The following is an 18,810-nucleotide window of genomic DNA, read 5'->3' as shown; positions in this document are numbered from 1 at the left end:
AGAGGGGGCCTTGACGAACAGCACGCAGCGCGCAATTCTCAGGACGCGTCGTCACAACAGGATCCGGTTCCGAGGCATGGATCGGCGGCGAAGAGGGCAGTAAGGATGTGCGCTCCGCGTACAGGGCATGCCGCACACAGTGAATGGTTGAGAACAACGAGGGTGTCAAAAAACCCGCACTGGACATCAGTGAGCCTTCTGGCTACACTGTCCCTTTGCGCTGCCTGTTAGCTGCTCCCTGCCCGTCACCAGGGGCATGCCCTCGCTTGAGCACAGTGGACCGAATCCGCCCTGACCAGGGCTTTCTGTCCCTCTGCATGGCTTGGGACCGGTACGCGCGTAGTGAGTCCGAGCCCTCGGAAGGACCCCCTCTTGGCCGCCTCGCGCAACGCCTCGACCGCGAATACGAACAACGGCGCAAGCACCGCCCCGCTGCGCATCTCTTTTGCAAAGATCAAGGAGCCCCTCGAGGTTCCGAACCTGCTCGCGCTGCAGACCGAGAGCTTTGACTGGCTGCTCGGCAACACCGCCTGGCAGAGTCGGGTCGAGGCGGCTCTCGAGTCGGGTCAGGACGTCCCCACCAAGTCCGGTCTGGAGGAGATCTTCGAGGAGATCTCTCCGATCGAGGACTTCTCCGGGTCGATGTCGCTGACGTTCCGCGACCACCGTTTCGAGCCGCCGAAGAACAGCATCGACGAGTGCAAGGAGCGCGACTTCACGTTCGCGGCTCCGCTCTTCGTGACGGCCGAGTTCACCAACAACGAGACCGGCGAGATCAAGTCCCAGACGGTCTTCATGGGCGACTTCCCGCTCATGACCAACAAGGGCACCTTCGTCATCAACGGCACCGAGCGTGTCGTGGTGTCCCAGCTGGTCCGCTCGCCGGGTGTCTACTTCGACTCCTCCATCGACAAGACGTCCGACAAGGACATCTTCTCCGCCAAGATCATCCCGTCCCGGGGTGCCTGGCTGGAGATGGAGATCGACAAGCGCGACATGGTCGGTGTGCGCATCGACCGCAAGCGCAAGCAGTCCGTCACCGTCCTGCTCAAGGCTCTCGGTTGGACGACCGAGCAGATCCTGGAGGAGTTCGGCGAGTACGAGTCCATGCGCGCCACCCTGGAGAAGGACCACACCCAGGGCCAGGACGACGCGCTGCTCGACATCTACCGCAAGCTGCGCCCGGGCGAGCCGCCCACGCGCGAGGCCGCTCAGACGCTGCTCGAGAACCTCTACTTCAACCCCAAGCGCTACGACCTCGCGAAGGTCGGCCGCTACAAGGTGAACAAGAAGCTCGGCGCGGACGAGCCGCTGGACGCCGGCGTGCTCACCACCGACGACGTCATCGCGACCATCAAGTACCTGGTCAAGCTGCACGCCGGGGAGACCGAGACGGTCGCCGAGTCGGGTCGCTCGATCATCGTCGAGACCGACGACATCGACCACTTCGGCAACCGCCGTATCCGCAACGTCGGTGAGCTCATCCAGAACCAGGTCCGTACGGGTCTCGCCCGTATGGAGCGCGTCGTGCGCGAGCGCATGACGACCCAGGACGTCGAGGCGATCACCCCGCAGACCCTGATCAACATCCGCCCCGTGGTGGCGTCGATCAAGGAGTTCTTCGGTACGTCGCAGCTGTCCCAGTTCATGGACCAGAACAACCCGCTCTCGGGGCTGACGCACAAGCGTCGTCTGAACGCCCTGGGCCCGGGTGGTCTCTCCCGTGAGCGGGCCGGCTTCGAGGTCCGAGACGTGCACCCGTCGCACTACGGCCGCATGTGCCCGATCGAGACCCCCGAAGGCCCGAACATCGGCCTGATCGGCTCGCTCGCCTCGTACGGACGGATCAACCCGTTCGGCTTCATCGAGACGCCGTACCGCAAGGTCGTCGAGGGCGTCGTCACCGACGACGTCGACTACCTGACGGCCGACGAGGAAGACCGCTTCGTCATCGCGCAGGCCAACGCGCCGCTCAACGACGAATTCCAGTTCGTCGAGAACCGCGTGCTGGTCCGCCGCCGTGGCGGAGAGGTCGACTACGTGCCCGGCACGGACGTCGACTACATGGACGTCTCGCCGCGCCAGATGGTGTCGGTCGCGACCGCCATGATCCCGTTCCTGGAGCACGACGACGCCAACCGCGCCCTCATGGGCGCGAACATGATGCGCCAGGCCGTGCCGCTCATCAAGTCCGAGGCGCCGCTCGTCGGCACCGGCATGGAGTACCGCTGCGCCACCGACGCCGGCGACGTGCTCAAGGCCGAGAAGGACGGTGTGGTCCAGGAGGTCTCCGCGGACTACATCACCATCACCAACGACGACGGCACGTACACCACGTACCGCCTGTCGAAGTTCTCCCGCTCCAACCAGGGCACCTCTGTGAACCAGAAGGTCGTCGTGGACGAGGGCGCGCGGATCATCGCCGGTCAGGTCCTGGCCGACGGTCCCGCGACCGAAGAGGGCGAGATGGCCCTCGGCAAGAACCTGCTCGTGGCGTTCATGCCGTGGGAGGGTCACAACTACGAGGACGCGATCATCCTGTCGCAGCGCCTCGTGCAGGACGACGTCCTCTCCTCGATCCACATCGAGGAGCACGAGGTCGACGCCCGTGACACCAAGCTCGGCCCGGAGGAGATCACCCGGGACATCCCGAACGTCTCGGAGGAGGTCCTCGCCGACCTCGACGAGCGCGGCATCATCCGCATCGGTGCGGACGTCGTCGCCGGCGACATCCTCGTCGGCAAGGTCACGCCCAAGGGCGAGACCGAGCTGACGCCGGAGGAGCGCCTGCTGCGCGCCATCTTCGGTGAGAAGGCCCGCGAGGTCCGTGACACCTCCCTGAAGGTGCCGCACGGCGAGATCGGCAAGGTCATCGGCGTCCGCGTCTTCGACCGTGAAGAGGGCGACGAGCTGCCGCCGGGCGTGAACCAGCTGGTTCGGGTCTACGTGGCGCAGAAGCGCAAGATCACGGACGGTGACAAGCTCGCCGGCCGCCACGGCAACAAGGGCGTCATCTCGAAGATCCTGCCGATCGAGGACATGCCGTTCCTGGAGGACGGCACCCCGGTCGACATCATCCTGAACCCGCTGGGTGTGCCGTCCCGAATGAACCCGGGACAGGTCCTGGAGATCCACCTCGGCTGGCTCGCCAGCCGCGGCTGGGACGTCTCCGGCCTCGGCGACGAGTGGGCGCAGCGCCTCCAGGCCATCGGCGCCGACCAGGTCGACCCGGGCACGAACGTCGCCACCCCCGTCTTCGACGGTGCGCGTGAGGACGAGCTCGCGGGTCTGCTCCAGCACACCATCCCGAACCGCGACGGCGACCGCATGGTCCTCCCGTCCGGCAAGGCGAGGCTGTTCGACGGCCGCTCCGGTGAGCCGTTCCCGGACCCGATCTCCATCGGGTACATGTACATCCTCAAGCTGCACCACCTGGTCGACGACAAGCTGCACGCCCGTTCGACCGGTCCGTACTCGATGATCACCCAGCAGCCGCTGGGTGGTAAGGCCCAGTTCGGTGGCCAGCGCTTCGGTGAGATGGAGGTGTGGGCGCTGGAGGCGTACGGCGCCGCTTACGCCCTCCAGGAGCTGCTGACGATCAAGTCCGACGACGTCACCGGCCGCGTGAAGGTCTACGAGGCCATCGTCAAGGGCGAGAACATCCCCGAGCCCGGCATCCCCGAGTCCTTCAAGGTGCTCATCAAGGAAATGCAGTCCCTGTGCCTCAACGTGGAGGTGCTGTCCTCGGACGGCATGTCCATCGAGATGCGCGACACCGACGAGGACGTCTTCCGCGCGGCGGAGGAGCTCGGCATCGACCTGTCCCGGCGCGAGCCGAGCAGCGTCGAAGAGGTCTGACGGGAGTCCGGTGCGGGGGCTCAGGGATGAGCCCCCGCACCGACCCCGCGACCCCCGTTTCAGACCACAGACTTACAACCCTGAGAGGGATTGACGCATAGTGCTCGACGTCAACTTCTTCGATGAGCTCCGGATCGGTCTGGCCACCGCTGACGACATCCGTCAGTGGAGCCACGGCGAGGTCAAGAAGCCCGAGACCATCAACTACCGCACCCTCAAGCCCGAGAAGGACGGACTCTTCTGCGAGAAGATCTTCGGTCCGACCCGGGACTGGGAGTGCTACTGCGGCAAGTACAAGCGTGTCCGCTTCAAGGGCATCATCTGCGAGCGCTGCGGCGTGGAGGTCACGCGCGCCAAGGTGCGTCGTGAGCGGATGGGCCACATCGAGCTGGCCGCTCCCGTCACGCACATCTGGTACTTCAAGGGCGTTCCGTCGCGGCTGGGCTACCTGCTCGACCTCGCCCCGAAGGACCTCGAGAAGGTCATCTACTTCGCCGCGTACATGATCACGTACGTGGACGAGGAGCGCCGTACCCGCGACCTGCCCTCCCTGGAGGCGCACGTCCAGGTCGAGCGTCAGCAGGTCGAGAACCGCCGCGACTCCGACCTGGAGGCCCGCGCCAAGAAGCTCGAGACCGACCTGGCCGAGCTGGAGGCCGAGGGCGCCAAGGCCGACGTGCGCCGCAAGGTGCGCGAGGGTGCCGAGCGCGAGATGAAGCAGCTGCGCGACCGTGCGCAGCGCGAGATCGACCGTCTGGACGAGGTCTGGTCCCGCTTCAAGAACCTCAAGGTCCAGGACCTGGAGGGCGACGAGCTGCTCTACCGCGAGCTGCGCGACCGCTTCGGCACGTACTTCGACGGTTCGATGGGTGCCGCGGCGCTTCAGAAGCGCCTGGAGACCTTCGACCTCGAGGAGGAGGCCGAGCGCCTCCGCGAGATCATCCGTACCGGCAAGGGCCAGAAGAAGACCCGTGCGCTCAAGCGCCTCAAGGTCGTCTCCGCGTTCCTCCAGACCAGCAACAGCCCCAAGGGCATGGTGCTGGACTGCGTGCCGGTCATCCCGCCGGACCTGCGTCCGATGGTGCAGCTGGACGGTGGCCGCTTCGCGACCTCCGACCTGAACGACCTGTACCGCCGCGTGATCAACCGCAACAACCGCCTGAAGCGCCTTCTCGACCTCGGTGCGCCCGAGATCATCGTGAACAACGAGAAGCGCATGCTCCAGGAGGCCGTGGACGCCCTCTTCGACAACGGTCGTCGTGGTCGCCCGGTGACCGGTCCCGGCAACCGCCCGCTGAAGTCCCTGAGCGACATGCTCAAGGGCAAGCAGGGTCGTTTCCGTCAGAACCTCCTCGGCAAGCGTGTGGACTACTCCGCGCGTTCCGTGATCGTCGTCGGTCCGCAGCTGAAGCTGCACCAGTGCGGTCTGCCGAAGGCCATGGCGCTGGAGCTCTTCAAGCCGTTCGTGATGAAGCGCCTGGTCGACCTGAACCACGCGCAGAACATCAAGAGCGCCAAGCGCATGGTGGAGCGCGGCCGCACCGTCGTGTACGACGTCCTCGAAGAGGTCATCGCCGAGCACCCGGTGCTGCTGAACCGTGCTCCCACCCTGCACCGCCTCGGCATCCAGGCCTTCGAGCCGCAGCTGGTCGAGGGCAAGGCCATCCAGATCCACCCGCTCGTCTGCACCGCGTTCAACGCGGACTTCGACGGTGACCAGATGGCCGTGCACCTGCCGCTCTCCGCGGAGGCGCAGGCCGAGGCCCGCATCCTGATGCTGTCCTCGAACAACATCCTCAAGCCCGCCGACGGCCGTCCGGTGACGATGCCGACCCAGGACATGGTCCTCGGTCTGTTCTTCCTCACCACCGACGGTGAGCTCCGTGACACCAAGGGCGAGGGCCGCGCGTTCGGCTCCGTCGCCGAGGCGATCATGGCGTTCGACGCCGGCGAGCTGGCGCTCCAGTCGCAGGTCGACATCCGCTTCCCGGTGGGCACCATCCCGCCGCGCGGCTGGACCCCGCCGGTCGCCGAGGAGGGCGAGCCCGAGTACCAGGCGGGCGACAGCTTCCGGCTGCGCACGACCCTGGGCCGCGCGCTCTTCAACGAGCTGCTGCCCGAGGACTACCCGTTCGTCGACTACTCGGTGGGCAAGAAGCAGCTCTCCGAGATCGTCAACGACCTGGCCGAGCGCTACCCCAAGGTCATCGTGGCGGCGACGCTCGACAACCTGAAGGCGTCCGGCTTCTTCTGGGCGACCCGCTCCGGCGTCACCGTGGCCATCTCCGACATCGTCGTTCCCGAGGCGAAGGTCGAGATCGTCAAGGGCTACGAGGCCCAGGACGAGAAGGTCCAGAAGCAGTACGAGCGCGGTCTCATCACGAAGGAAGAGCGCACTCAGGAGCTCATCGCGATCTGGACCAAGGCGACCAACGAGGTCGCCGAGGCGATGAACGCGAACTTCCCGAAGACGAACCCCATCTTCATGATGGTCGACTCGGGTGCCCGAGGAAACATGATGCAGATGCGTCAGATCGCCGGTATGCGCGGTCTGGTGTCGAACGCCAAGAACGAGACGATCCCGCGTCCCATCAAGGCGTCGTTCCGTGAGGGCCTGTCCGTGCTGGAGTACTTCATCTCCACGCACGGTGCCCGTAAGGGTCTGGCGGACACCGCCCTGCGTACCGCCGACTCGGGTTACCTCACCCGTCGTCTGGTCGACGTCTCCCAGGACGTCATCATCCGCGAGGAGGACTGCGGCACCGACCGCGGTCTCAAGCTGGCCATCGCCACCCGTGGCGAGGACGGCGTCCTGCGCAAGGCCGACGACGTCGAGACCAGCGTGTACGCCCGCATGCTCGCCGAGGACATCGTCGTCGACGGCAAGGTCATCGCGCCGGCCAACGTCGACCTGGGTGACGTGCTCATCGACCAGCTGGTCGCGCACGGCGTCGAGGTCGTCAAGACCCGCTCGGTCCTCACCTGCGAGTCCGCGGTCGGCACCTGTGCCTTCTGCTACGGCCGCTCGCTGGCGACCGGCAAGCTGGTGGACATCGGTGAGGCGGTCGGCATCATCGCCGCCCAGTCCATCGGTGAGCCCGGTACCCAGCTGACGATGCGTACCTTCCACACCGGTGGTGTGGCCGGTGACGACATCACCCAGGGTCTGCCCCGTGTCGTCGAGCTCTTCGAGGCCCGTACGCCGAAGGGTGTCGCCCCGATCTCCGAGGCCGCGGGCCGGGTCCGCATCGAGGAGACCGAGAAGACCAAGAAGCTCGTCGTCACCCCGGACGACGGCAGCGACGAGACGCCGTTCCCGATCTCGAAGCGCGCCCGTCTGCTCGTGGGCGAGGGCGACCACGTCGAGGTCGGCCAGAAGCTGACCGTGGGTGCCACCAACCCGCACGACGTGCTGCGCATCCTGGGTCAGCGTGCCGTCCAGGTCCACCTGGTCGGCGAGGTCCAGAAGGTCTACAACTCGCAGGGCGTGTCGATCCACGACAAGCACATCGAGATCATCATCCGGCAGATGCTGCGCCGTGTGACGATCATCGAGTCCGGCGACGCGGAGCTGCTGCCGGGCGAGCTCGTCGAGCGCTCGAAGTTCGAGACCGAGAACCGTCGTGTGGTCACCGAGGGCGGTCACCCCGCCTCCGGCCGTCCGCAGCTGATGGGTATCACCAAGGCCTCGCTGGCGACGGAATCCTGGCTGTCGGCCGCCTCCTTCCAGGAGACGACCCGAGTCCTGACGGACGCGGCGATCAACGCCAAGTCCGACAGCCTCATCGGCCTCAAGGAGAACGTCATCATCGGTAAGCTCATCCCGGCCGGTACGGGTCTGTCCCGCTACCGCAACATCCGGGTGGAGCCCACCGAGGAGGCCAAGGCCGCGATGTACTCGGCCGTCGGCTACGACGACATCGACTACTCGCCGTTCGGCACCGGCTCCGGCCAGGCCGTTCCGCTGGAGGACTACGACTACGGTCCGTACAACCAGTAAGCGAGTCGCTTGAGCCGAAGGGCGGTCCCCCCGTACGCGTACGGGGGGACCGCCCTTCGGCGTGGGTCGGGTCAGCGTCCGGTCAGCGTCCGGTCAGTTCGAGCGAGGTGACCACCACCGTCGCGAGGGCGGCCAGGGCGCCGACGCTGGCCAGCGGCCAGCGGGCGCGTTCCAGGGCGTCCAGGCGCTGTTCGTGGTCGGCGACCTGCCGGTCGGTCTGGTCGCTGCGCTGCACCAGCAGGGCGAGCGAGCCGTCGACCCGGGCGAAGCCGGCCTCGACGGTGCCGCGCAGGCGTTCGAGTTCGAGGGCCACGTCGTGCTGGTCCGTGGGTACCGTCAACGGTCCTCCCCCTGATCGGTGCGGAGCCACGGCGGCAGCAGGGCCTGGACGCCGGGCAGGGCCATCACGCGGGCCGCGCCGGCGGCGACGGCGAGGGCGCCGGCCGCCCAGGGGAGCGTGGCCGGGATCCCGGCGGCCTCGACGACCGTCGGGAGCAGCACGCACAGGCCGACAGCGGTCTGCACGGCGGTGCGCAGGGCGCGTCTGGTGTTCTCTTCCACGGTGACCTCCTCCGTCACGAGCTGTACGGGACCTTCAGCGCGGCCCAGGACGTCGGGCCGGGCCAGCCGTCCGCGGCGGCGCCGGTGTAGCCGAGCCTGCGCTGCCACCGGGCGTAGGACGCCCGGTCGGCGTCGGTCCAGCGGGGGCCGGGCCCCGTGGCGTACGCCGAGCAGCCGACGGCGACCAGCCGCCTGCCCATCGCGGTGACGACGGGCGACGTGGGGCCCTTGGTGAACCAGGCCGCGCCGGGGAACGGCTGGTGGGCCGGCGGCCGGGGTGTGGCCGGGGGTTTCGTGCCGAGGCGGGCCGCGACCCGGGCGCGGAAGTCGGCCATCGCGAAGCCGCGCGGGTCGATCTTGGTGGCGGTCCACTCCTTGTGCCCGATCACCGAGCGGGCGCTCCAGCCGTGCGCCCGGCAGAGCGCGGCCGCGGCCCGGACCATGGCGTCCAGCTGGACGGCGGGCCACGGGTCCTTGCCGTCGCCGAGGTTGACGCACTCGAAGCCGTAGAAGTGGACGTTGCCGTCGGTGTCGTCGCGGTCGGGGGCGGGGAGCGTGGCGCGTTCGGCGACGACGGCCCGCAGGACGTCGCCGTCGCCGCGGCCCGCGTGGTTGGCGCGGCCGTTGCCGACGAGGTGGACCGTGCCGTCCTTGGCGATGACGCCGTGGCAGAGCGGGCCGGGCAGGTCGGAGCGGCCGTTGAAGCACATGCTGACCGAGGTGCTGGTGCCGGAGGTGACGGTGTGGTGGACGATCACGCCGTTCACCGGGCCCCAGCCGCCTCTGCCGTTGCGGTTGTGGGTGCGCCAGCCGGCGTGTTCGACGAGGGTGACGCCCTCGTTCCGCAGTGCGGAGACGAGGGCGTCGGCGGACAGGGGAGTTGCCATGGGCGGTGCCTTCCGGGGCGGGGCAGCGAAAAACCCCGGCCGCGGTGGTGGCTCGGGGTGTGTGGGGTGGGGCGTTCGGGGTGGGGGTGCGGGGCTCAGGTGCCGCTCCGCGGGGCGGGGTCCGCGCCGCCGCCGGGGGTGTCGCCGCCCGGGGTGTCGCCGCCGTCCCCCGGTGCGGGGGCGTCGTCGCCCGTCCATACGGCGCACAGCGCGGCGTAGTCGGCGGTGTTCTGCGCGAAGTCGGCGAGGGCCGCGGCCACCGCGCGCTGCACCGCGCTCTGGTCGGGGGCCACCGGGTCGGTGCCGGTGGGCATGACCGTGACGCGGCCGGTGCCGCGCAGCACCGAGCCGTTCTCGCCGGACTCGGTGAGCTGGGCGGTGATGGTGACGGGGGAGTAGGTGCCGGTGATCGAGTCGGGCGCGATCACGCTGTTGAGGCTGGTGTCGGCGACGTTGACGTAGACGGTGTGGCCGGCCTCGACGAGGGTGGCGCGGCCCGCGAAGTCGATGGCGAGGCCCCAGGGCTGGGTGGGGTCGATGTCCATGGGCGGGGATCCTTTCCTCAGGTCTGACGCCCGTACATCAGTACGGGGTTGGCGTAGACGGTGCCGGAGGCGCTGGTGACCATGGCCTGGACCTCGACCTTGAGCAGGGTGCCGAACGCCGTGTCGAAGGCGGAGCTGACCGGGCCCGAGAAGTCGAAGTCGGTGCCCGCGGGGACCGTGCCGCCCCACTTGGCGCCGTTGACCAGCACCTGGACGGATCCGGCGGCGCCGGTGCCGGCGCGGGTGTTCATCAGCAGCCGCATGCGCGGCTGCCACACGACGTTGTAGGACATCGCGATGGTCACGAAGGAGGTCGACGTGGTCTGCGGCCAGCGGGCGACGGCGGAGTCCTGCGGCGGCAGCATGTTCAGCCAGGGCCGGGCGAGCCCGCCGCTGATGACGTCGTCCGAGAAGATCTCGCGCTCGGCGGAGTCGTAGAGCCGCATCGGCTGCTGCGAGGTGCCGGAGCCGTCGCCGTTGAAGACGGCCAGGGCCAGCTTGCCGGTCTGGCGGCGGATGGCCAGGCCGTACTCGTCGCCGCTCCACCGGCCGACGGCGAAGACGGCGGGTCCGCCGTCCGGCGGCCGTACGTACAGATAGCCGCCGTCGGTGATCTCGACGCCGCCGCCCTGGACCGTGTTGAGCGCGGGGCGGGTGTTGACGGCCGTCGACAGCTGCTGGATGCGGCGTTCCATCTGCGTCAGCCGGTCGATGATGTCTTCGGGCAGTTGGGGCATCAGACCTCCTCCAGGTAGAGATCGGCGGTGTCGGGGCGGCCGCGCTGGGCGGGCTCGACCTTGACGCCGACGATCCGGTAGCGGGCGTCGAGGCCCTCGGTGAACCACTCGTCGGTGATCCGGATGCGCACGGTCCTGCCGAGCAGCGCCGGCGGCACCAGGTCGTCGAGGCGCACGCTGATCTCGGGGATCACCACCGCTCCGGTGCCCGCGGCCAGTTCGGTGCGGGCGAGGGCGGTCAGGGTGGCGGCGTCGGTGATCTCGTTGTGGTCCGAGGTCAGGTCGACGCGCGGGTATCCGGCCTGGCCGATCAGGTCGGTGGCGACGGCGACCGTGGAGCACAGCGGGCGGGACTCGCTGGCCTGGTCGCTGTTGGTGGAGGCGCCGCGGGTGCGGGCGGTGCTGCCGCCGCGGGTGGCGTCGCGCGGGAAGGAGTAGGCGAGGATCGAGCCCGGGCGGTCCATCACCAGGTCGGTGCTGCCGGTGGTGACGGTCGGGCTGCCCAGGCGCAGCCGGCGCACCCGGGCGCCGGTGGCCGGGTCGGCGTAGACGGAGATGTAGTGCTCGAAGCCGTTCTCCAGCCCGGCCAGGGCCTCCACGGCGTCGAGGTAGCAGGTCTCGTCGCCGTCGCGGTAGCTCACGGAGCGGGTCACGCCGGAGGTCTCGGTGCCGTAGGTGACGCCGATGTCGCCGCCGGGCAGCGCGGTCTGGAGGTCGCGCCACAGGCCGCGGGCGACCTCCAGCTGGTCGCCGCCGAGGGTGAGCCGGTAGCCGGGGTCGTAGGCCGGGGTCCGCGCCCGGATCAGCCGGCGTCCCGCGTACGACTCGAAGGTCGCCGCCTGGAGGCCGAGGGTGAGGACGCCCTGGTCGTCGCTGCCCAGGGTGCTGGTCCAGATGATGCCGCCCCACCACAGGTCGTGGCCGCGCTGGAGGTAGACCGCGGTGCGGCCCTCCTCGATCCGGCGGACCCGGGCGGCCATCGCCGCGTTGGGGACGGGGACGGTGCCGGACAGGGAGCCGGCCTTGCCGATGAAGTCGTCGACGGTGACGTCGCGCAGCGGCAGGATGTCGATGGTGCGGTCGGTGAGCAGATCGCAGAAGATCGCCCGGTAGGGGGTGTCGAGGTTCGGGTTGCCGGTCATGGCGGCTGTCAGCTCCTTGGCCTGGCGGGGGTCACAGTACGAAGCAGGCGGAGAGCCTGAGGCTGTTGCCGGCCTGGATGACACCGCTGGTCGACCAGGTGAGCAGGGTGACCGAGCCGTCGGTGCCGAGCTTCACGGCTCCGTCGGCGTAGCCGTCCGTCGCGACCGCGTAGGAGTCGGTGGTGGGCCGCCAGCCGGCGGGGAGGTAGCCCAGCAGTTCGTCGGCGACGTTGCCCGGGTTGGTGGTGCCCGCGGCGGTGGCCGTCAGGGCGCTGGTCGTGCGCAGCAGTACGAGGCTGAACGAGCAGATGCCCGCGGTGCGGCGGGCGCGGTAGGCGGACAGCGACCAGTTGCCGGAGGCGGTGGCGCCGGTCGTCATGGTCTCGGTGACCTGCGGCGGCTGGTAGTCGGCCCAGGCGGTGCCGGACCAGCGTTGCAGGACCGCGCCCGCGTCCCGGTACTGGCCCGGGTAGGCGCCGTTCGCGGTGTCCGTCGTGACCGGCAGGATGCCGCCGAGCGCAACGGTGGCGGAGCGGCGGCCGGTCGTCGCGGTGTCCCAGGCGATGGCCTTGGTGCCCGCACTGGCGCCCGCGGGCACGGCGACCTCGTACAGCGGGAGGGACAGGGCGGGGAGCGCGGGCGCGGCCGGGGTGGCGGCCGGCCGGCCCGGGACGATCTCGACGACGGCCTCGGTGCGGCCGGAGCCGTCGTACGTGTCGTCGTAGACGCGCAGCACGACCAGGTCGACGCGGCCGTACTGGGCGTCGCCGTCGGCGAAGGCGAGGGGCAGGTTCTCGGTCAGGGCGACCGGGTAGGCGCCCTGGGCGTCGGTGCCCTGGACGACGGCCCGGCCCGGGCCGACCGTGGCGGTCATGGTGCCGGGCGTGCCGGTCAGCGCGAAGCCGGACAGCCGCAGCACGCCGTCGGTGGAGCCCGGCAGGATGCCGGAGCGGGTGGCCACGGGCGAGAGCGGGGTGAACGCGCCGAGCGGGACGACCCGGCTGTCCTCCCGGGACTGCCCGTCGGGGGACAGCCAGCCAGAGCGTACGGACATGCGGAACTCCTTGTCGCAGAGGGTCAGTTGGCGGGGTCGACGCGCAGGAAGACGTTGTCGAACCAGCAGGAGACGGCGGCGTCGCTGGTGCGGTACAGGGCCGTCAGGGTGTGGGTCTTGCCGGGGGCGAGGCCGTAGACCCGGGTGGTGGTGGCCACCGATGCGGTGACGGCCCCGCCGTACGTGACGGCGTTGTCGTCCACGGCGGCCAGCGCGACGGTGCTGCCCTGGACGATCTGCGGGGCGAGGAAGGCGCTGGCGGTGCTGCTGCCCGTGGTCACCATCCGGGCGCCGAAGCTCAGCAGGATCGCGCCGTTGGGCGGCGCGACGAAGCTCAGGGCGAGGGTGCTGACGGCGGTGTCGACGAGCGTGCTCGTGTACGTCGTCGACGAGGTGCGCCCCGCGTCGTTGGTGCCGGTGAAGGACGACGGGGCCGCGGCGGGCAGCCACACCGCGCCGTTCCACCGCTGGAGGACGCCGTTCGCCGTGTCCCGGTACTGCCCGGCGTAGGCGCCCGTGCCGACGGCGCCGGCCGGGGCGATGCCGCCGACGCCCTTGGGGTAGCCGGTCCAGGCGGCGCCGTCCCAGCGCTCCAGGGTGTTGTTGATATCGCGGTACTGGCCGGGGTAGCCGCCGGGCGCGGTGTCGTCGGGGCGGGTCGGCAGGATGCCGCCGAGCGCGACCGTGGTCGGCCGCAGGTCCACGACGGCGGTGTCCCAGGCGAGTCCGCCCCGGCCGGTGCCGGCGTTCGCCGGGACGGCCACGCTGAACAGCGCGAGCGCGACGTCCGGTGCGGCGGGTGCGGCCGGGACGGCGGCCGGGGTGCCCCGCACGATCTCGACGGCGGCCTCGGTGCGGCCGGAGCCGTCGTACGTGTCGTCGTAGACGCGCAGCACGACGAGGTCGACGCGGCCGTACTGGGCGTCGCCGTCGGCGAAGGTCAGCGGGACCGGTGCGGTGACGGCCACCGGGTAGGCGCCTCGGTCGGCGCCCGCCTGGACGACCGCCCGGCCGGCGCCGACCGAGGCGCCGAGGGTGCCCGCGGCGCCGGTCAGCGAAAGGCCGCCCGTGCGGTACTGGCCGGTCGCGGAGCCGGGCAGGACGCCGGAGCGGCCCCTGCTCTCGTCGACGGCGGTCAGCGCGCCGACCTGGTTGGTCCGGGTGTCCTCGCGGCCCTGGCCGTCGGGGGACAGCCACGCGGAGCGTACGGTCATGGGGTTCCTCCGGGGGTCAGGAGACGGATTCGTAGGTGCCGTGGACGGACAGCACGTCGTTGGACGCCCAGGTGAAGGGCACGCCCTTGTCCCAGGTGCCGTTGACGCCCCCCTGGGTGTCGCGCAGCGAGCGCACGACGCCGCCGCCGGTCGTCGCGAGCACGCCGGTGCCGTGGTACTGGAGGCCGGTCGAGGCGTCGAAGGCGTCGGCGCCGATCACCCGGCCGTCGAGCTTCCAGGCGGTGGAGACGGGTGCGGCCGGCAGGGAGAACGTCCAGTTGGCCTTCGCCGCCTGGGCGGACAGGTTCGTCGTCGAGCCGATCTTGAGATAGATGCGTACGTGGACGACGTTGCCGGTCTTCACGTACGACCCGGCGAGGGTGCCGTTGCCGATGGCGGGCGCGGTGCCGGTGTCGACGGTCCACTTCGGCGTGTAGTCGGTCCAGCTGGGCACGGGCTGGTACGACACCCAGCCGGTGCCGTTCCAGCGCTGGAGCAGGCCCGCGGAGGAGTCCCGGTACTGGCCCGTGTAGCTGGCCGTGCCGACCGCGCCGGCCGGGGCGATGCCGCCGAGCGCGCTCGGGTACGACACCCAGGCGGAGCCGTCCCAGCGTTGCAGCGCGCCGCCGGAGTCGCGGTACTGGCCCGGGTAGGCGCCGGTGCCCGTCTCGCCGTAGGCGGGCAGGATGCCGCCGGCCGCGACGACTGGGGCGCGCAGGTCGAGCACGTCGGTGCTCCAGTTGATGCCGCCCTTGCCCGCGCTGATCCCGCTGCGGACCGTGACCTGGTGGATCGGCAGGCCGATGGCGGGGGCGGCGGGCGCGACGGGGGTGGAGGCCGGGGTGCCCTGGACGATCTCCAGGGCGGCCTTGGTCTGCCCCGAGTTGTCGTACAGCGCGTCGTAGATCTTCAGGACGACGAGGTCGATGCGGGGGTTGGCCGCGTCGCCGTCGGCGAAGGTGAGGGAGGCGGTCTCCGGCAGGGTGACCGGGTAGGCGCCCCGGCCGCGGCCGGCCGCGATGACGGCCCGGCCCTCGCGGACGTTCGCCGTCATCGAGCCGGTGGTGCCCTCCAGCCGGAAGCCGGACATCCGGGAGAGGCCGTCGGCGGAGCCGGGCAGGATGCCGGAGCGGACCTCCAGCTGGTTGGCGGGGGTGGTCGCGCCGATCTGGGTCAGCCGGGTGTCCTCGCGGGTCTGGCCGGTCTCGGCCACCCATGAGCTGCGCAGGTTCATGTGCGGGTCTCCTGTTCTGTCGTGGCGGCGGCCGGGGCGCCGGGGCCGGGGGAGGGCGCGGCGGGGGCGGTGCGGGCAGGGGTGGTGCGGGCGGTGGCGGTGGTGCGGGTGGCGGTGGTGCGGGTGCTCACCAGTCGGCCGAGCGCCAGCGGACCGTGAACTGGGCGCCGGGGGCGTAGGTGTCGGGGCGGTAGGCGAGTTCGGCGCGGCCCGGTTCGAAGGCGAAGAGTTCCTCGGGGCTGCTGTCTGCGGCGGCGGTGTGGCGGCGCGAGGCGGTGCCGTTGAGGGTGACCGTGCCGGCGGCCGTGTCGACGACCAGCTCGTCACCGGCGGCGAGCCCGATCTCGTAGCGCAGCCGGCGGCCCGAACTGCGGTCCGTGACCGTGGGGTTGGTGCACGGGCCGGTGAAGGTGAGCCGGGGGTGGGTCGGGGCCGAGCCGTTGTTGTCGGCGTCGAGGTCCCCCGTGGAGGTGGCCCGCCCCCATTGGAGCGGCCAGGTCAGCGGCCAGGTCAGGCCGGTCTCGGGCTGGGGCGGGCCGGTGACGGCGGTCTGCTCGTCGACGGCGTAGCGGCGCGGATCGGTGGCGTACCACTGCACGGACGCCTTGGAGACGCCCTGCGTGGAGTAGGTGCGGTCGGCGGTCAGCACGCGCTGGCTGACCCGGGCCCGTACCGCCAGGGTCTCGCCGTGCAGCCGCACCGCGAGCCAGCGCTCCGCGTCGCCGAGCAGCAGGGCCTGGCGCAGGGCGCGGATCGCGGTGAGCGAGGAGGCGGTGTCGTCGCTGGCCGGGAGCGTCCAGACGGTGCCGCCGACCTTGCGGGGCTTGGCGTAGCGGGCGCCCGGCCAGGCGCCGTGCGCGGTGGGGTGGTCGGCGTCGGTGGTGTCGTACTCGGGCAGGTCCTCCCAGCCGGTGAGCCCGTCGCTGCCGATCTCGTACGGCGTGCCGGGGCCGAGCAGCAGTCCGGCCCACTGCATCTGCCCGTCGCGGGTGATGAGTGAGCCGGGGGGAAGGTCCTCGGTGGATGCGGTGGTGGTCAGGTCGGCCATGGGGCCGGCACCTCGCTTTCAGCGGTCATGCGGGGCTGGGGGCGCGGCCGTGGGCGCCGGGGGCGTGGGCGCGGGCCAGGAAGAGGAGGTCCTCCGCGACGGTGCGGGCGCCGGTGCCGTGGCTCTCGTGGAACCGCTCGACGCGGTGCGGGGGCCGGGCGGCGGCGGTCCGGCCCCCGAGTGCCGGGGCGCGCCGGTGTTCCAGGGCGGTCAGCGGCAGCACCCTGCCGGAGTGGCGGGTGGCGCCGGGGACCGCGACGCCGCCCTCGGCGAGCATCGGGATCTTGCTGAGATGCACGCCGAACTTCTTGCCGAGGAGGTTGAAGCTGAGCTTGTTGAGTCCGTCGACCACCCAGTTCGCGAAGGCGACGAGCCCCTGGACGGGCCCCCGCACGACCCCGGCGACGGTCTGCGCGCCGGTGGTCACGAACTGCCCCATGGCGCTCAGGGTGCGGGAGGTGGCCTCCTTGACCCGGCCGAAGATCCGGGGGAGGTCCCTGGTGATCCAGCCGAGGACGGGCTGGACCGCCGTCCTGAACCCGCGCCAGATCGCCGACACCCTGCCGCTCAGCGCCCGGGTGTCGCCGGTGGTGAGCGCCTTGAGGACGGCGAAGCCGGTGCCGATGAGGGTGCCGAGGGCCGTGAGCACGCCGGTGATCACGGTGAGGTAGCCGGTGACGTACGTGTTCACGGCGCCGGCGATCGCCCTGAGGACCGGGGTGAGGATCGTCAGGTAGCTCTCGACGTAGCGCAGGACCAGCTTGGCCAGCTGGTCCATCAGCCGTTGGCCGGTCTCGGAGTTCATCGCGATGTCGAGCAGCCACCCGGCCACCGGCAGCAGCAGGCCGGTGACGAAGCCGATGGGGTTGGCGCGGGTGAGGGCGTTGACGACCAGGAGGACGCCGGAGCCGATGGTCATGGCGGTGCCGAAGGCCGACATGAGGGTGCCCAGCGGCCCGGCGACGTCGATGAGGCCGACGATCAGGGACAGCACGCCGCCGAGGCCGGTCAGCAGCGGCCCCAGCCGGGAGCCGGCCCCCTTGGCGCCGGTCCGGAAGGCCCGCACGCCGCTCGCCGCCGAAGCGGCGGTGCGTCCCGTCCGGGTGAGGGACCGGGCGCTCGCGTCGGCGTCCTGCCTGCTCCTGCGCACGGAGCCGGCGGCCTGGCCGGCCGCGGCGGCGAGGCGGCCGATCCCGGTGTCGGCGTCCTTGAGGCGGGCGGTGACGGTGCGCAGCGCGGTGACGCTCTGCTCGACGCGGCCGCGCAGGGAGCGCACGACGGTCGGGACGGAGCCGAGCGGATCGGCCGGGACGGCCGCCATGCCGCTCATCCGCGCGCCTTGGCCAGGAACATCAGCGCGTCGGCGGTGCGCTGCGGGCTGCTGGTCTCGGCCGCGTAGTAGTGCTCGATGTGCAGCGCGCCGCCGTCGGAGCCCGCGGCGCCGGCGTGGGCGCGGCCCCGGGAGGCCGCCGCCTTGAGCAGCCGGTCGAGCTTGGTGAGCGGCAGCACGGCCTCCGCCTCACCGGCCTCGGCGAGCAGCGCGGGGACGCCGCCGGAGCGGGGCATGACGACACCGCCGGTGGCCAGCGCCGGGATCCTCGGCAGGCTGACGCCGAAGGTCTTGCCGCCGACCATCGGGACCCAGCCCGGGATGGACACGTGGATGCGGTTGAGGGCGCCGATCGCGGAGTTGATGATGCCGATGACGGCGTTGATCGGGCCCTTGACCGCGCCCTTGATGCCGTCGAACGCGCGGCTCGCGATGCCCTTGAGGCCGCCCCAGATGCTGGACAGCTTGCTCTTGACGGCCTGGAAGGCGCTGGGGATCGCGGACCTGATCCAGCCGACGACCGGGGAGATGAGGGCCTTGATGCCCTTCCACACGCTGGAGACGACCGTCTTGATCGCGTTCAGCGCGGTGCTGATGACCTTCTTCCAGATGGCGACGTAGGTGCGGATGACGGTGGCGACGGCCTTGACGACGTTCGAGACGGCCGTCTTGATGCCGTTCCACACCGACTTGATCAGCTTGCCGGCGTTCTTCATGATCGGCCCGATGGCCTTCATGACGTTGCTGATCACGGACTTGATGACCTCGAAGGCCTGCTTCAGGACCTTCTGCATCGTCTTGGAGTTGGCCGCCATGTCGACGACCTTCTCGATCAGCGGCTGCAACAGCTGCATGAGCATGCCGAAGAAGTTGCCCTTCATCGACTTGTTCATCTTGTCCTGGCCCTTGGCGGCCTTGCTCGCCCCGGACTCGTACTTCCCGAGGTTCTTCCCGGCGCTGGTACCGGTTCTGCCGGCCTTGCCGAGGGACTTCTCGGTCCTGTCCGACGCGGATTTGAGGCTCTTCAGCTCCTTCTCCGAGTCCTGCACGGACGACCGGAGGTTCTTGAGCTGTCCGGCGCCCTGCTGGCCCGCGCTGCCCAGCCCCTTCGCGGCCGTTCCCGCCGCGGCGGCCTTCTGTTTGAAGTCCTGGAGGGAACCGGACGCCTTCTTCAACGAACTGACGAGGCTCATCTGTTGT

The 18,810-nt window shown here is 70.6% G+C and carries 15 protein-coding genes; 2 read left to right on the top strand and 13 right to left on the bottom strand.

Features of this window, described 5'->3' with window-relative positions:
- The first annotated feature begins 372 nt into the window (after positions 1–372).
- A complete protein-coding gene (gene rpoB, locus ACIP5K_RS03490; RefSeq protein ID WP_401404464.1) occupies positions 373–3,858 on the top strand; it encodes a DNA-directed RNA polymerase subunit beta in 3,486 nt (1,161 codons plus the stop codon).
- A 100-nt stretch (positions 3,859–3,958) separates the two neighbouring features.
- Complete coding sequence (locus ACIP5K_RS03485) at positions 3,959–7,858, top strand: DNA-directed RNA polymerase subunit beta' (RefSeq protein WP_401404462.1); 3,900 nt, start codon at positions 3,959–3,961, stop codon at positions 7,856–7,858.
- A gap of 82 nt (positions 7,859–7,940) precedes the next feature.
- Here ACIP5K_RS03485 and ACIP5K_RS03480 read toward each other — a convergent pair whose 3' ends face one another.
- The 13 genes from ACIP5K_RS03480 to ACIP5K_RS03420 form a co-directional block, all read right to left on the bottom strand.
- The gene (locus ACIP5K_RS03480; protein WP_401404460.1) at positions 7,941–8,198 is read right to left on the bottom strand and encodes a hypothetical protein; all 258 of its coding nucleotides are present in this window, start codon (positions 8,196–8,198) and stop codon (positions 7,941–7,943) included.
- Entirely contained in the window at positions 8,195–8,419 is a 225-nt protein-coding gene (locus ACIP5K_RS03475; RefSeq protein ID WP_401404459.1) for a hypothetical protein, read from the bottom strand. Before ACIP5K_RS03475 ends, ACIP5K_RS03480 begins: the two co-directional genes overlap by 4 nt.
- A 14-nt stretch (positions 8,420–8,433) precedes the next feature.
- Positions 8,434–9,306: a peptidoglycan-binding protein gene (locus tag ACIP5K_RS03470; protein WP_401404457.1), complete on the bottom strand. Its 873-nt coding sequence runs from the start codon at positions 9,304–9,306 to the stop codon at positions 8,434–8,436.
- Positions 9,307–9,401: 95 nt separating this feature from the next.
- Entirely contained in the window at positions 9,402–9,851 is a 450-nt protein-coding gene (locus ACIP5K_RS03465) for an ATP-binding protein (RefSeq protein WP_401404455.1), read from the bottom strand.
- A 17-nt stretch (positions 9,852–9,868) separates the two neighbouring features.
- The gene (locus ACIP5K_RS03460) at positions 9,869–10,588 is read right to left on the bottom strand and encodes a hypothetical protein (protein ID WP_401404453.1); all 720 of its coding nucleotides are present in this window, start codon (positions 10,586–10,588) and stop codon (positions 9,869–9,871) included.
- Positions 10,588–11,730: a hypothetical protein gene (locus ACIP5K_RS03455; RefSeq protein WP_401404451.1), complete on the bottom strand. Its 1,143-nt coding sequence runs from the start codon at positions 11,728–11,730 to the stop codon at positions 10,588–10,590. The genes ACIP5K_RS03460 and ACIP5K_RS03455 overlap by 1 nt, the downstream gene beginning before the upstream one ends.
- 31 nt (positions 11,731–11,761) lie before the next feature.
- Positions 11,762–12,784 carry a hypothetical protein gene (locus tag ACIP5K_RS03450; RefSeq protein ID WP_401404449.1) on the bottom strand — a complete coding sequence of 341 codons (1,023 nt, stop codon included), beginning with the start codon at positions 12,782–12,784 and terminating at the stop codon, positions 11,762–11,764.
- A gap of 23 nt (positions 12,785–12,807) precedes the next feature.
- Positions 12,808–13,998, bottom strand: a complete 1,191-nt coding sequence (locus ACIP5K_RS03445; protein WP_401404447.1) for a hypothetical protein — start codon at positions 13,996–13,998, stop codon at positions 12,808–12,810.
- 16 nt (positions 13,999–14,014) lie between these two features.
- The gene (locus ACIP5K_RS03440) at positions 14,015–15,232 is read right to left on the bottom strand and encodes a hypothetical protein (protein WP_401404445.1); all 1,218 of its coding nucleotides are present in this window, start codon (positions 15,230–15,232) and stop codon (positions 14,015–14,017) included.
- Positions 15,229–15,363, bottom strand: coding sequence for a hypothetical protein (locus tag ACIP5K_RS03435; protein WP_401404443.1), 135 nt, complete (start codon positions 15,361–15,363; stop codon positions 15,229–15,231). The genes ACIP5K_RS03440 and ACIP5K_RS03435 overlap by 4 nt, the downstream gene beginning before the upstream one ends.
- Complete coding sequence (locus tag ACIP5K_RS03430; protein ID WP_401404442.1) at positions 15,360–16,280, bottom strand: phage distal tail protein; 921 nt, start codon at positions 16,278–16,280, stop codon at positions 15,360–15,362. Before ACIP5K_RS03430 ends, ACIP5K_RS03435 begins: the two co-directional genes overlap by 4 nt.
- A gap of 25 nt (positions 16,281–16,305) precedes the next feature.
- Positions 16,306–17,610: a tape-measure protein gene (locus tag ACIP5K_RS03425; RefSeq protein WP_401404440.1), complete on the bottom strand. Its 1,305-nt coding sequence runs from the start codon at positions 17,608–17,610 to the stop codon at positions 16,306–16,308.
- On the bottom strand, positions 17,607–18,803 hold the full coding sequence (locus ACIP5K_RS03420; RefSeq protein ID WP_401404438.1) for a phage tail protein: 1,197 nt from the start codon (positions 18,801–18,803) through the stop codon (positions 17,607–17,609). Before ACIP5K_RS03420 ends, ACIP5K_RS03425 begins: the two co-directional genes overlap by 4 nt.
- Positions 18,804–18,810: the final 7 nt, after the last annotated feature.

Source organism: Streptomyces sp. NPDC088785, assembly GCF_044750685.1.
Classification (GTDB): domain Bacteria; phylum Actinomycetota; class Actinomycetes; order Streptomycetales; family Streptomycetaceae; genus Streptomyces.
This window is presented reverse-complemented; position numbering and strand designations above follow the sequence as displayed.